This is a genomic window from Thalassotalea euphylliae (genome assembly GCF_003390395.1).
Taxonomy (GTDB): Bacteria; Pseudomonadota; Gammaproteobacteria; order Enterobacterales; family Alteromonadaceae; genus Thalassotalea_F; species Thalassotalea_F euphylliae_C.
This window is the reverse complement of sequence record NZ_QUOV01000001.1, coordinates 2,182,564-2,196,415: the sequence shown is the minus strand read 5'-3', so window position 1 is coordinate 2,196,415 and position 13,852 is coordinate 2,182,564. Positions and strand designations below refer to the sequence as shown.

Genomic DNA, 13,852 nt, shown 5'->3' with positions numbered 1-13,852 from the left:
GATAGATGAAATTCAAATTTATTGCTGAGCAATTGGCTCAGCAAACGCAACTAAATCGGTATCGTCAGCGAGTTAGCATTGCAGGTAGTAGTGGTCGAGAGATAGTTGTTGATGGTAAACAATACCTGAACTTTTCCTCTAACGATTATTTAGGCCTCAATAATCATCCTGACATTCAAGCGGCGATGATCGAAGGGGCTGAAAAGTTCGGTGTTTCCGCTAGTGCGTCAAGTCTAGTCACTGGTTTTAATTATGCCCATCAGGCACTAGAAGAAACAGCCGCAAACTGGCTCGGGCGAGAGCGTGTGTTGCTTTTTAGTAGTGGATTTGCAGCAAATCAGGCAGTAATGCATGCGCTAGGTCAAAAAGACGTGCAGTTACTACTGGATAAACTCTCACATGCATCTATTATTGATGGAGCATTATCATCTCAAGCGAGCTTAAAACGATATCGTCATAATGATTATCAGCATCTAGGCGCATTACTCGCGAAAACGGCGGCGGCAAACAATGAGTTAAACACCTTGATTGCAACTGAAGGTGTTTTCAGTATGGATGGTGATGAAGCGGATATTGACGCCTTAACGCAGCTGGCGAATAAAGCAAATGCCATGATTTACCTTGACGAGGCTCACAGTATTGGCATCAAAGGTGAACAAGGACAAGGTATCGCGAGTGCTGATGTCGATATCGTGATGGCGACATTTGGTAAAGCGATTGCAACCAGTGGGGCATTTGTAGCTTGCGATGCAGAGTTACATGATTATTTTGTTAATTTTGCAAGGCACTATATTTATTCAACGGCAATTTCACCGGCAATAGCGTGGGCGACTAAAAAAAGCATAGAGACGATAAAAAAAGAAATTTGGCGACAAGAAAAGCTATCTACTCTAACAAGGTTATTTAGTTGTCAACTCGATAGCAGCATAGATTTGGTGCCAACCACATCGTCAATTCATGCCATTAATGTTCAAGAAGAAACTAAAGCGTTAGCAGCGAGCGAAAAACTAAAACAAAAAGGAATTTGGGTGACAGCAATTCGGCCACCGACAGTGCCGAGTGGTACATCTAGGTTACGCGTAACCATTTGTGCGAACCATAAAGAAAGGGATATCATATACTTAGCAGAATGTTTAAATGAGGTATTGGTGTAATGCCAAATACGTTAAACCAAATAAAAATTGCTAAATCATTTGATTCAGCGACCAATTCTTATGATGTTTCAGCGCGTTTACAGCGTTATAGTGGCAAACATTTAATGCCATGGCTACCACAAGAAAGGCAGTTAACCGTTATCGATTTAGGTTGCGGCACAGGGTTTTTTACCGAACTTTTATCAGGGAATTTTGAACGTGTTATCGGTGTTGATATTTCCAATAAAATGCTCAATTACACAAGGTCACATCGAAAAGTAGATTATTTGGTAGCGGGTGATGCCTATCACTTACCATTTCAAGACAACAGCATCGATTTAATCTATTCCAACCTCGTTATTCAGTGGTGCGATAACTTAGCGCACCTATTTGAAGAGTTAATGCGAGTGCTCAAACCAGGTGGTCGATTTGTATTTACGACCTTACTTGATCAAACCTTAAGTGAACTTAAGTCTTCTTGGGCACAAGTGGACGATGACAAACACGTTATCGACTTTAAAAAAGATATCGATATTCTCTCAACGTTAGATAGCCAAGGTTGGGAGTTAACTTGTCATCACGTGCAAGATGTTATTTTGGAATATGAAAATGTGCTTCATTTAGCGCGAGAGCTCAAAGGACTAGGCGCTAACCATGTACCTAAGAAACAACATCGTGGTTTGGCTGGTAAAGATAAATGGCAGCGAATGACTCAGGCTTATCAAGACTTTGTTGAGCCGAGCGGTGTATACCCTGCAACGTATCGCGTTTTTTCAGGGCAAGTCGTGAAACCCTTGACATAAAATACCTGAAATTATTCGTAGTACTTCTTGTGTACATTTTTATCGCTAAAGCCCAAAAGGCCCTAAAAAATGCCCCGTAAAAAAACAAAGCACCTTTTCGTAACAGCAACTGATACTGATGCGGGAAAAACCTTAGTTGCCTGTGCAATTATCAATATTTTAACTAAGGCACGTAAAGTTGCCGTATTCAAACCAATTTCTGCGGGCTGCGATAATGTTAACGGGCAGCTAGTGAATCACGATGCATTGCAATTAAAACAACAGGCCAATTGTAATCAACCACTTGAAAGTATTAACCCTATTGCATTTGAAGAGCCAATTGCCCCTCATATTGCCGCACAAACGCTAGGACAAAAAATTAACGCAGTGCAGGTTTCTAACTTGTTTGATTCGTTAGATAGTTTCGCGCCTGATGTGATATTAACTGAAGGGGCTGGCGGTTGGCGGTTGCCTTTGGGGGAAGGTCAGTTTCTTTCAGATTTTGCCAAGCAAACTGAACAGCACGTGATATTAGTGGTGAACATGAAATTGGGCTGTTTAAATCATGCGCTGCTTAGTTATGAAGCCATAAAACGTGATGGTTTAACTGTTGTTGGGTGGGTCGCAAATTGTATTGAGCCAATGGATTATCAACAAGAGAACATAACTGAACTCAGTCAATATTTAGATGCGCCGCTGCTAGGTGTAGTGCCTAGTGTAGAAAACGCCGAGCAAGCCAGCAAATTCCTGAACGAAGATATGATTGAACAAATCGCTAGTTTTCATCAAGAATAAAAACTTGGTTTGATAGTCATACTGGTTTGCACCATTAATCTTTTATAGCGAGTTCAGCCAAACATGCTTGGGCAATAAAGCCTGAGCGTGTTTTGTATTGCTCTGATTTGCTTACTCGATCATCAATTTGCTTGATAAGTAACTCAGGCAGTGTCACGTTGATTTTATGACTCTTACCTAAATATTGTGCAACATCAATTTCGATAATTGCCCAAGTTAGCCCAACATCCTCGGCATTAGAGGCGTTTTCTTTTTCCAGCCACTTATCGATTTGGCTCGCTGGTGGCACTGGCTCACCATATTCGGCCAAAATCATTAAATGAGCTGTGATCGCGTCTTTTACCTTTTTTAAGCCTTGATCTATTGATTCGCAGTTCACTTCACAGCCAGGTAGATCGGGAACCAATACCTGATAACCACTCATAGGGTTGCCAGCAAATTTAACTGGGTAGTGCATCTTAGATTGTCCTTAATTTAACCACTTAATACACCATAACCCTTATAACCCTCTATAGCAAATTGATTGTAACTCCAGTAACCCCTAAAGTTGACATCTAAATAACTCTGATAACTCTCAGTACTCCACTTTGGATAACCCTGATAACTCTATAAAATATGTTAGTGTATACTTACAAATTACTTGAAGCTTTTTTTATAATGTTGAAGGTCCTGAGCCATGCTCAATAAAAATGGCTAAACCAGTTAGATAATAAGAGGTATTAGAGTTGTTAATGGTTGTGGCTAGACTGCGATTTTAGGCGTTTAAAATGATTAAAGTTGGAAGTTAATAGCGTTTGCTTTGTTTATTTTCTCAAACAGATGGAAGCAAATAAACACCTAAACAGATAACTTCTATGAGTGAAATCTATGAGTGAAATCGTCTTAGACGTATAATTGCGCCGGATAAATTACATTCTTTACAAATAATACCAATTGAATTAATTAATTGATCAATTCAGAGCGCTGCCAGCGTTGGGAGAACAAGCCAAATTTTTGTTGATATAGTTGTTCTACATCTAATCAATTTGGTGCAGTTATCGCGACGCTGACACGCTCCCAAAGGGCGAGATTAAAAGGCTCATATGCGGCGTTATTGATTTAAACAAGGGAGAAACCATTCTCTACAGTCAATGCCTTGCCTCTGAGCCTTTTAATTCTCGCTGAATGATTAAGTATTTATTTCAATTGGTATAAAGCTTTTAGGCGTGTTAATGAATATAAACTTGAAACTACAATTGTTTACTACGGTTCCGCTAATTGTTGCTTTATGCACTGTCTTGTACACGACACGCATGGAATTTAATGAGCTATCGACACAGCTGGAAAATACGTATCGCCAAAATGTGGTGAATCATCGCTTAGAAGAATTAAAAAACTATGTTTCATTAGCTCGAGGTGCGGTTGAACATTTATATCAAGGACAAGCGCTAGATAAAGATGTTTATCAATCGCAAGCTAAAGCAATTTTAACCAAGATGCGGTTTGGCTCGGATGGCTATTTTTTCGCTTACGACTTTGACGGTGTAAATGTTGTTCTGCCAGGCCAAGAGTGGCGTATCGGGAAAAATTGGTACGAGATGGAAGATCTGAATGGCGTGAAAATTGTTCAGTCAATCATAGAAAATAGTCGCGATGGCGGCGGGTATTCTCAATACGTGTTTAACCAACCGTCTACTGGCGAAACGGCCAAAAAAATGGCTTATTCTGAACAAATTCCACAGTGGCAGTGGGTATTTGGAACAGGCGTTTATATTGATGATATAGACAACCAAGTCACTGAAATAGAATCAGCCGTCACCAAGCACATTCAATCGGCATCACAAACCATTTTCCTTATTGGTGTATTAGCCACTGTCATGGTGTTTATTACTAGCCACTATTTTAGGTATGGAGAAAAACGGTTAGCAGATAAAAAACTGCGAGAGTTAAACGAACGCATTTTTCAAACTCAAGAGGAAGAGAGTAAACGGTTTTCAAGAGAATTACATGATGGTGTTGGGCAAACGTTAGCTGCGGCAAAGTACTCAATGGAAACGATAAAACTAAAAGTCCAACATCAGCAAGATCCCACAAAAGATATTGAACATGCTGTTGATTTAACGGGTAGCGTAATGCGTGACATCCGCAGTATTTCACACCAGCTTCATCCTGGAATATTGGAAGATCATGGGCTTAGTGCTGCACTTGATGAGATGGGGCAGAAATTAAGTAAAAGATCAGGAATTAAAGTGGTTGTTGAGCGTTTAGCCGTTGCTAATTTAGTTTCAAAAGAGCTCAAGTTATCGCTGTATCGCATTGCTCAGGAAGCGATGACTAATGTTGAGCGTCACGCAAAGGCAACAGAAATATTAGTGACGTCAACATTAGATGAAGACTGGGTTACTTTAGAGATTACTGACAACGGACAAGGTTTTGATTACCACAGTATTCAACGCTCAAACAAGCCGAGCATGGGGATTGGCCTTCGCAATATGAAAGAGCGCATTAGTTTTTATCAAGGGCGTTTAGAAGTTTCTTCAGTGAAGGGAAAAACAAGCATTATAGCGTATATCCCGAAGCATCAATTACATTATAATAACGGCGTTAACTCTCTTACGGACTAAGAAAATAATAAATTTACATGATTAAAGTACTACTTGTTGACGATCATCCAATTTTTCGCGAAGGATTGATGTTCAGACTCAGTCTTGATCCTGAGATTAAAGTAACTAATCAAGCTGAAAATGGACAACAGGCGCTAACCTTACTCCAGCATTTTGAATTTGATGTCGTGCTGATGGATATTAATATGCCTGAAATGGATGGTATGTATGCATTAGAGCTTATTAGGGAACAGCAACTTGATTGCAAAGTGATCATGCTTAGCATGCATGACAGTAAAGAATATATTTTATCGGCTATGCGTCATGGTGCGAATGGTTATGTGTTAAAAGATGTACCCGGTGATGAGCTTATTTCTGCGATCAAAAAAGTTGCGAGTGGTAAGTCATATTTTAGCGCCGAGGTTACCGATATTCTCTCGCAAGAATTGACGAGTGAGCAAAGAGTGTCACTCACACGTCGTGAGCATTTAATATTGCGTTTGGTATCGCAAGGATTAAACGACAAAAGAATTGCACAAGAGTTGAATATTAGCGCTCGCACTGTAGAAACACACAAGCGCAATATCAAAAAGAAACTAGGGATAGAGTCAACCATTGGGCTTGTGCGATATGCCATAGACTATGGCCTAGATAAATAGCTTTTCGCGATGTTGCTTAGGTTTAACTAACTCATAAATTAGTGGAAGTTGAGTTAGTTAAATAGGCTCGTTAACGTTTAAACTAACGACCAAGCCCTAACATTACAAAAAAATATTAAAGTAGTGTCATAGCAGTACCAAGGCACTGCTAGTTTGGTCGTTATTCAACTCAACGTCTCTTAAATACTTAGATAATAATATTAGCCTTAAACTTTAAACTGATTTATCAGCCCAGAAAGTTGCTCATTGGTTGTTGCCAGCTCGCGGCTGCTTGCCATCGTATGTTCACCACCTTGCGATAAATCATTCACTACTACTTGAATATTGTTCATATTCTGGCTGACTTCTTCGGTTACCGCGCTTTGCTGTTCAGCAGCGGTAGCGATTTGATTGTTTAAATCGTTGATATGAACAATGGCGTTGGTCATAGTAGATAAGCTAGTAGATACCTGCTCAGTGTTATCAGACGCTAGTTGGCAGCTTGCTTGTGTCGCTTCCATTGCCGCAACGGCGTTAGCAGCATCATTTTGTACCTTAGCCAAAATATGGCTAATTTCTTCAGTACTGGTTTGTGTGCGAGAGGCCAGGGCGCGAACTTCATCGGCCACAACAGCAAATCCTCGACCTTGTTCACCAGCACGCGCAGCTTCAATAGCGGCGTTAAGTGCTAACAGGTTCGTTTGGTCAGCAATTTCACCAATTACCCCTAACACATTAACAATTTCCTGAGTGTTGTCATTCATGGTGTTAATGTTATCCGCCGCTTGTTCAATTTCACCTTTTAGCTTATCAACACTTGCAGTTGTTGATTTGACTAGCTGTTGTGCTTCGTTGGCTTCTTGCTCAGCTTGGTTAGTGCTATGGGCGGACTGATTCGCGCTATCAGCAACACTGTTCGCGGTAGCACTCATTTCAGTTATGGCAGTAACAACTTGCTCAGTTTCATTTGCATGGTTGTTTAATGCAGTGTGGTTTTGCTCAGACTGTGTTGTTAGGCTGCCGATATTTTGAGTAATGTGAGCAGAAGATGACGCTAGCTCCTTAAGCATGTTTTGCAGGTAGGCGATAAAATTATTAACAGATTTTGCGATGTCGGTAATTTCGTCTTGACCAGTAATTTCTAATCGTGAGCGTAAATCAGCTTCACCACTTGAAAGGCTAGTAATACGTTCGTTAAGCAAAGATAAACGATGGGTAATGCGATTAATAAAGTATAGGAATAAGCCAATAACTACTGCTGTTGCAACAACTAAAAAGAATATATTTTGAATCGTTTGATGTTCAAAGATGTCTTTGGTTGCTGTGGTTAGCTGGTTTTGTGCTTCAATAATATCAGTTTCATAAGCGCCGGTAGCGATTGTCCAACCCCAATCAGGAAACACTTTACGAGCGTAAGCAATTTTGTTTTCAGTTTGGTTAGTTGCCGGGTTGTTAAATGCCATATCTACAAAGGCATCATTTTGGCTGCTAAGTTGATTAGCAACTTTAATCGTGTTCCCAATACTTGTGCCTACAATCGATGCTTTTGGATGCGCTAATATAACACCTTCGCTGTTTTGTACCCAGAAGTAACCATTTTTACCAAACTTAGCTTTAGTGATCATTGCAAGCGCTTGCGCCTGCTTGTCGGCTTGTAAACTAGAAATGTATTCGCCGGTAGCAATAACGATATTAAGCGGCTCGAAAAATTTTGCGGCGGTAAGTTTGTTTTCTACTTGATCTGTATTTGGGTTTACAAATGCATATTCTGTAAATCCTATGTCGCTAGAAGTGCCAGCATTAACGATATTTCTTGCATAAAATACGCCGTTATTATCTTGCGAATCTTTTGCTGATGTGCCGATAAGTGAAGGCTTTAAGGTGTGGGTAACATAGTTGATCGAGTCTTTGTCGTAACTAAAGACATAGCGGTTGTTACCCCAAGTATAATTATTTAAAAAAGCATGGATATGGGCTTTTGCTGCTGATTTAGCCTCGGTATTATTATAAATAGCCGCCATCGTTTGGTGAATAACAGTGAGCTCTTCGGCAAGCTCTTCTTTTACTTTGTCTTTATGTGCTTGTTGATAGAATAAGTCTGCAGAAAGGGTAACCGTATCAATTTGTGCTTGCAGGTTTTCTTTAAGTGTTTTTTCAACTGCGCTACCAACGTTTTCTGACTCAGTTGCTAGCACAATATTCTTGGTAAGAATTGTTTCTATAATAGAAATACCGCCGATAATTGCTAGGGCAGCTGTGGTTAGCAAAATCATTTTTGCTTTAATACTAAGATTCATTGCAGTTCTCCTGAGTCGCTTGAAACGTTAGTTTGGTAAAATAAAGTGCCGCTATAGGCGGCACTTTTTTATGAATCCCTGCTAGAGGATATATTTTGCTGAAACTTGGAAGTAATCTGACTCTGCAGATTCTGTTTGGTAGCGACCAACTTCGCCACCGACACTAAAGTGTTGAGTGATGTTTTTAATCAGGTTCAGACCCCAGTGGTTGCGTTCAACGTCTAACTCGTCAATTTTTACATCACCGTAATAAAGACTTGAACGCCATGTTTCTGTCCAAAAGTGGCGGTAGGCTAGGGTGTAGGCTTGCGTTTTGTGGATATCACCATCTTTAGCAAGATCATTAATGTTAGCACCAGGGCTTACGTAGCGACCTGAGCGACCATCATTGTATGAAAAGCGGAAATCATCTTTACCAAACGTTTTGATACGACCATGGATGTTGTACGCAAACTGGCTGCCATCAGCTGCTGCAGCGTCATCACCGTTGTCCAAGGTACGCATTAAGCCAGCAACTGCCATTTGACCCCAGTCACCTTTGACTGTGTAACGCGCAACGACATCAGGCACTGATTGGCTAATGCCAGATTGTGTTGACGGATTTTCAAGCGCGACTTCTAAGCCACCAGTTGTGTAACGTACTTGGCTTTGACGAATAAATGTTTGACCAACATGCGCACCACCAAAATCTAGCGCATCTGCGATTGATACCAATGGCATAAAGGTTGACCATGTTTGACCAACACGCCATTTGTCATAATCGATATAAGCGTGACGCAAACGAAGAGAATGACCGCCTGTTACTGTTTCAGTTGAGCCGCTTGGGTTTTGATCATCGTAAAAGTCCCACTCTAAAACAGCTTTAACTGCAGCGTTTTGATATTTGATATTGAAGCGTGACTCTCTAACGTTAAAACGGGTTTCGTTAGTGTCTGGCTTAACGATGTTATTTCCTGTCCAAAAATCTCGGTAGGCAAGATCTCCGTTCACGTTTCTAAAGTCTGCTTTAAAATAGCCGCCAAATGACAGTTTGTGATCTTCGTTTATTTCTACACTGTATTCAGCGAATGATGGAGCACTAGCAAGTGTTGCGCACACTGCTACTGAAACCAAAGACTTCTTCATAATACTACCTTTATTATGTAAATAAATTCGGCTGATGAATGCGCGCTCGACGTGAGAACTATGCAGCCGAAAAACCGACGGCAAAAATACTTGAAGTGTGAATTTGTGTTAACCCGTAGAAATACTGAATAAAGCTAAGGGATTACCCGTAGAAATAGAGAGTTTGTAACTCAAGGTGTTACAAACTTTAAGAATGGGCATTTAGCGTGTTAAAAAATCGTTAAAATATGATTTTTTAACGATCAGAGAACACAGCTTGTGTGGCGAAAAATTCAGCAACACACAGTTGCTATGAGTAATGGTATAGATAGGGCGTTAGGCAAAAAAGTTTCACAATTTTTAAATTTTATTTTTCTATTCGCTTAAACGATACAACTTTCGTTTTAAGATTTGCTCAAATTCGATCTACTCAATTCAACTTAAGCATTTCAATTTATTCAATTCTATAAAAGTAAATTGATATAAATCATCGAGATATCAACTCAATGTAGAAAATTGACGAATGACATAGAAACAGCAAAAGGTTTTATCTAGAATAGCCAGCCTTTTATTAAAGCTAAAATATTCAAAGATGTATAAAGGATCTTACCAAGGAATGTCATTAGGCAAGTACCAAGGAAAGCTAATCAAGTGGAACGATGCCAGAGGATTTGGTTTTATTCAGTCACAAGTGTTAGAAAACAACATTTTTATTCATATATCAGTGCTAAAGCATATGGCTCGAAAGCCTATGCTCGGCGACATGATTAATTTTGATTTGGCGTTAGTTGATGGCAAAGAACGTGCAATAAATGCCAATATTGTCGGTGTAAAAAGCTTAGATAGTTATGGCACTGGAAATGAATTTAACTCGCGTTCAAACCCGAGTCACCAGAGGCAAAATTATCAACAGTCAGCACTAAATAATGTCTTTCATACGAACAGAGTGCAAACCAAGCCTAGTAAACTCTATCGGCTATCTATTGCGTTAGGTGTACTAGTCGTTTTTGTGATCGTAGATAGGCTGGCACTCATTCCGAATAAACCAGCATATGAAAGTCAGCATTTTCAAGGCAAAGCTGTTATCAAATCACAACAGTTTTCCTGTGATGGCCGTCAATATTGTCGCGAGATGAAATCTCGTGAAGAAGCAGAGTTTTTTCTAAATAACTGTCCCAATACAAAAATGGATGGTGATAGAGATGGACTGCCTTGCGAACGCCAGTTTAATTATTAGTATGAATTAGAATCGCTAATTAAAGTGCAGGCTAATAAACCAAACTTGAACCTAATGCTTAACAGTCTACAGTTAATAGACTAGTCACTAAATACGGGAGGATTAAATATCTTGTTGTTAAACAAGTCAATATTAACTGACTAAAGATTTGTAATAACCCAAGGAGAGCTAGATGAGTAGATTATCGACATTTTCTTTGGTACTCGCATTTGCGATATCACTAGCAGGCTGTCAACACACGCCTGTCTCTAATGCACCAACTAAGAGTTTTGTCATTGTTGGTGAATCTAATGCTGGTGGCGTTGAAGCCGCCCAAGAATTACAACTGGCTATAAATCGCAGTCAAACGGTAGGCTGCAAAGCGATATCAGTAGGTGGTTATGGGGCCGGTGGCGAAGGAATGGTGCTTGGTATTGCAGCGTTAATCAGCTGTCCTGTTGGCGTTCACATTATTCCAACAGGCTTCCCTTATGATGCCAACACAGGGCTTAAAATTCCCGTTAATTCAGCGAATGTGTTACCACCGCCATTGAATCCACCACCAACACCTTAATGTTGGTGAATGAATGTATACCAATAAGCACGAACAATGAGCAATACAACTAAAAGGGGCTAGTCAACTAGCCCCTTTGTTGATGATGTTATTCTGTTATTTAGTTAATTTGGCAAACAAAGCCTTTTAAGTAGTAACCCTCTGGATAGTTGCTTGATACTGGATGATCTGCAGCTTGGTGTAAACGTTCAACAAAGTGGCAAGACTTTCCTGCGTCCAGCGCTGCATCGGCCACTACTTTTTGAAATAGTGGAGCATCAAGTAGGCCAGAGCAGCTAAAAGTAAGTAATAAACCGCCAGGATTCAGCAGTTGCATCGCTAACATGTTGATATCTTTGTAGCCACGACAAGCACTAGTTAGCTGCGCTTTGTTTTCAACAAATTTTGGTGGATCCATGATAATCATGTCAAAACGAACACCGTCTGCTTTGTATTTGCGCAGCAGTTTAAATACATCTTCTTTAACAAATTCTACTGGCGCATTGTCAAGGTTGTTTTCAGCTAAATTACGCTGAGCAATATCTAACGCTGCTTGCGATACATCAACATTGGTTACTGAAGCCGCACCTGCCGCCGCGCAATGAAGTGAAAAGGTACCTGTGTAAGAAAAACAATTGAGAATGTTTTTGTCTTTTGCGTACTTTCCAGCAGCTAATCGAGAATCGCGTTGATCAAGATAAAAGCCCGTTTTATGACCCGTAGCAACATCAACAATAATGTTAATGCCGTGCTCACAAATAACGCGCTCAGTTGACGATTTTTCATTTGCTAGCCAACCCACTTGTTTTTCCAGACCTTCTTTTTTGCGTACGTCAACATCAGAGCGTTCGTAAACACCGCAGTCAGGATAAAGTTCTGTTAATACATCAACTAAAGTATGACGATGAAATTCAGCACCTGCAGAAAGTAACTGACAAACAATAATATCATCGTATTTATCAATGGTAATACCTGGCATACCATCAGACTCACCTGCGATAAGGCGATACCCCGTTAGTTTGCCTTTTTCGATAAACCAATCACGTCGGCCTTGAGCTTGTTCGAGTTTGCGTTTGAAAAAGTCACGATCAATGTTTTCGTTTTGATCAAAGGTCCAGACACGAACTCGCATTTGAGATTCAGGTGAATATGCGCCGCGTGCTAACCAGTTGTCTTTACTGTCAAATACATCAACAGTCTCGCCAAGCATAGGCTTACCCTTAACTTTATTCACGGCTTTTGAGAACACCCAAGGGTGTTTGCGGCGTAAAGATTTTTCACGACCAACATTTAAATAAATTCTTGCTGACATATGCCTATACTTAGAGAAAACAAAATTGGGCAGATTGTAGTGAAAGCCGTTTGCCTGTGCAATCAAAGGAGTATAAATATGGCGATATGTTGTCTTGCAAATGTTAGCGGCAAAGTACAAGGGGTGTATTTTCGTGCGTCATGCCAGCAAATGGCGATAGATTTGCAACTTAGCGGCTATGCAAAAAACTTGGCAGATGGTGATGTGCAAGTACTTGTGTGCGGCGAGGAAGATAACGTCAATAAAATGCTTGAATGGCTCAAAGAAGGGCCGAGCCAGGCTGAGGTTGTCAATGTGACTCATAATCAAGTTGAATATCAGTCTCTTAATCATTTTTCTATTGGCTAACTGATTCACAGGTTCAATCGGCTGTCACCTTGTCTTACACGTGCTCTGCCGATAAACTCGTCTTTAATTTCTTTTTAATTAGTAGCTTAGCTAAATGACGATTTCTGAAAAAAATATGCATTTTATTGAAGTAAAAAACAACACCCTAACGTTTAGCCAAACCACTATCCCAGAGCCTAGTCAGTCACAATGTTTAGTTAAAGTTAAAGCCATTGGTATTAATCGCGCAGATTTACTGCAACGAGCAGGGCTTTATCCACCACCAGCTGGTGAATCAGAAATCTTAGGAATAGAAGTCGCCGGCGAAATTGTTGCTGACAATACTGGGCAATTTCAAATAGGTGATCGCGTTTGCTCCATTGTCGCCGGTGGCGGTTATGCGCAATATGCGGTTATTGAAACGGATCACCTGATTAAATTGCCAGACAGCTATTCATTTGAGCAAGGCGCAGCACTAGCAGAAACCTATTTAACCGCTTATCAAGCGTTGTTTGCTATCAGCCAGTTAAACCATAAAGAAAAGTTGCTCATTCATGCTGGCGCAAGTGGTGTCGGCAGTGCAGCTATTCAATTGGCAAAAGCCAGAGGTTGTTTTGTTGCAGTAACTGTCAGCAGCGAAGAAAAAGCCAAAGCGTGTATTGAGTTAGGGGCAGATATCGCGATTAACTATAAGAGTTCATCGTTTGTAGACTGGGCTAAACAAGCGGACATAGCATTTGATGTCATTTTGGATGTTGTTGCCGGTAATTACGTTAACCAAAATTTAAAAGTAGCTGCGTTAGACTCGCGCATCGTTATATTAGCCATACTCGGTGGCCGATATGCTGAGCATCTAGATGTTGCACGTATGCTACAAAAACGCATCAGTTTAACGGCTAGCACTTTGCGTAGCCGAACTGATCAATATAAAGCATCGCTTGTTAGCCAATTTGTCAGCGATTTTAGTGACGAGCTGTATCAGCAAAATGGCGCAATAAAACCCGTGATTGATACGTGTTACTCGTGGCAAGATGCAGAGCTGGCTCATCAAAGAATGTCTAACAATGCCAACATCGGTAAGCTAGTGCTAACAGTTGATGAGCTTGGTTAACA

13 protein-coding genes are annotated in these 13,852 nt (G+C 40.4%); 9 read left to right on the top strand and 4 right to left on the bottom strand.

The features are described from left to right. Positions 1-5 precede the first annotated feature (5 nt). The 3 genes from DXX92_RS09715 to bioD all read left to right on the top strand — a co-directional run bounded on the left by DXX92_RS09715 (position 6) and on the right by bioD (position 2,710). Positions 6-1,154 carry an aminotransferase class I/II-fold pyridoxal phosphate-dependent enzyme gene (locus DXX92_RS09715; protein ID WP_116000279.1) on the top strand — a complete coding sequence of 383 codons (1,149 nt, stop codon included), beginning with the start codon at positions 6-8 and terminating at the stop codon, positions 1,152-1,154. Further along, positions 1,154-1,936, top strand: a complete 783-nt coding sequence (gene bioC, locus DXX92_RS09710) for a malonyl-ACP O-methyltransferase BioC (RefSeq protein ID WP_116000278.1) — start codon at positions 1,154-1,156, stop codon at positions 1,934-1,936. Before DXX92_RS09715 ends, bioC begins: the two co-directional genes overlap by 1 nt. 69 nt (positions 1,937-2,005) lie before the next feature. Further along, the gene (bioD, locus tag DXX92_RS09705; RefSeq protein ID WP_116000277.1) at positions 2,006-2,710 is read left to right on the top strand and encodes a dethiobiotin synthase; all 705 of its coding nucleotides are present in this window, start codon (positions 2,006-2,008) and stop codon (positions 2,708-2,710) included. A 34-nt stretch (positions 2,711-2,744) separates the two neighbouring features. Here the strand turns inward: bioD and DXX92_RS09700 are convergent, their stop codons facing one another. Further along, positions 2,745-3,167, bottom strand: a complete 423-nt coding sequence (locus DXX92_RS09700) for a type II toxin-antitoxin system HicB family antitoxin (RefSeq protein ID WP_116000276.1) — start codon at positions 3,165-3,167, stop codon at positions 2,745-2,747. A gap of 754 nt (positions 3,168-3,921) precedes the next feature. Here DXX92_RS09700 and DXX92_RS09695 point away from each other — a divergent pair. Then, positions 3,922-5,313, top strand: coding sequence for a cache domain-containing protein (locus DXX92_RS09695; protein ID WP_116000275.1), 1,392 nt, complete (start codon positions 3,922-3,924; stop codon positions 5,311-5,313). A gap of 17 nt (positions 5,314-5,330) precedes the next feature. After that, a complete protein-coding gene (locus tag DXX92_RS09690) occupies positions 5,331-5,951 on the top strand; it encodes a response regulator (protein WP_116000274.1) in 621 nt (206 codons plus the stop codon). Between the two features lie 206 nt (positions 5,952-6,157). Here DXX92_RS09690 and DXX92_RS09685 read toward each other — a convergent pair whose 3' ends face one another. Together DXX92_RS09685 and DXX92_RS09680 are read right to left on the bottom strand one after the other, a co-directional pair. Continuing rightward, positions 6,158-8,227, bottom strand: a complete 2,070-nt coding sequence (locus tag DXX92_RS09685) for a methyl-accepting chemotaxis protein (RefSeq protein ID WP_116000273.1) — start codon at positions 8,225-8,227, stop codon at positions 6,158-6,160. Between the two features lie 81 nt (positions 8,228-8,308). Continuing rightward, positions 8,309-9,352 (bottom strand): DcaP family trimeric outer membrane transporter, encoded by a 1,044-nt coding sequence (locus tag DXX92_RS09680; RefSeq protein ID WP_116000272.1) that lies wholly within the window; start codon positions 9,350-9,352, stop codon positions 8,309-8,311. A 571-nt stretch (positions 9,353-9,923) separates the two neighbouring features. On the opposite strand from DXX92_RS09680, the gene DXX92_RS09675 reads away from it, so the two are divergent. Both DXX92_RS09675 and DXX92_RS09670 read left to right on the top strand, forming a co-directional pair. Beyond that, positions 9,924-10,568: an excalibur calcium-binding domain-containing protein gene (locus tag DXX92_RS09675; RefSeq protein WP_245961450.1), complete on the top strand. Its 645-nt coding sequence runs from the start codon at positions 9,924-9,926 to the stop codon at positions 10,566-10,568. Positions 10,569-10,740: 172 nt separating this feature from the next. Further along, a complete protein-coding gene (locus DXX92_RS09670; protein WP_116000271.1) occupies positions 10,741-11,121 on the top strand; it encodes a hypothetical protein in 381 nt (126 codons plus the stop codon). A gap of 100 nt (positions 11,122-11,221) precedes the next feature. Here the strand turns inward: DXX92_RS09670 and DXX92_RS09665 are convergent, their stop codons facing one another. After that, positions 11,222-12,412, bottom strand: a complete 1,191-nt coding sequence (locus tag DXX92_RS09665; protein ID WP_116000270.1) for a class I SAM-dependent methyltransferase — start codon at positions 12,410-12,412, stop codon at positions 11,222-11,224. A 78-nt stretch (positions 12,413-12,490) separates the two neighbouring features. Here DXX92_RS09665 and DXX92_RS09660 point away from each other — a divergent pair, with 78 nt between their 5' ends. Then, positions 12,491-12,760 (top strand): acylphosphatase, encoded by a 270-nt coding sequence (locus DXX92_RS09660; protein WP_116000269.1) that lies wholly within the window; start codon positions 12,491-12,493, stop codon positions 12,758-12,760. A gap of 94 nt (positions 12,761-12,854) precedes the next feature. Then, positions 12,855-13,850 (top strand): NAD(P)H-quinone oxidoreductase, encoded by a 996-nt coding sequence (locus DXX92_RS09655; RefSeq protein ID WP_245961449.1) that lies wholly within the window; start codon positions 12,855-12,857, stop codon positions 13,848-13,850. The last annotated feature ends 2 nt before the right edge of the window (positions 13,851-13,852 follow it).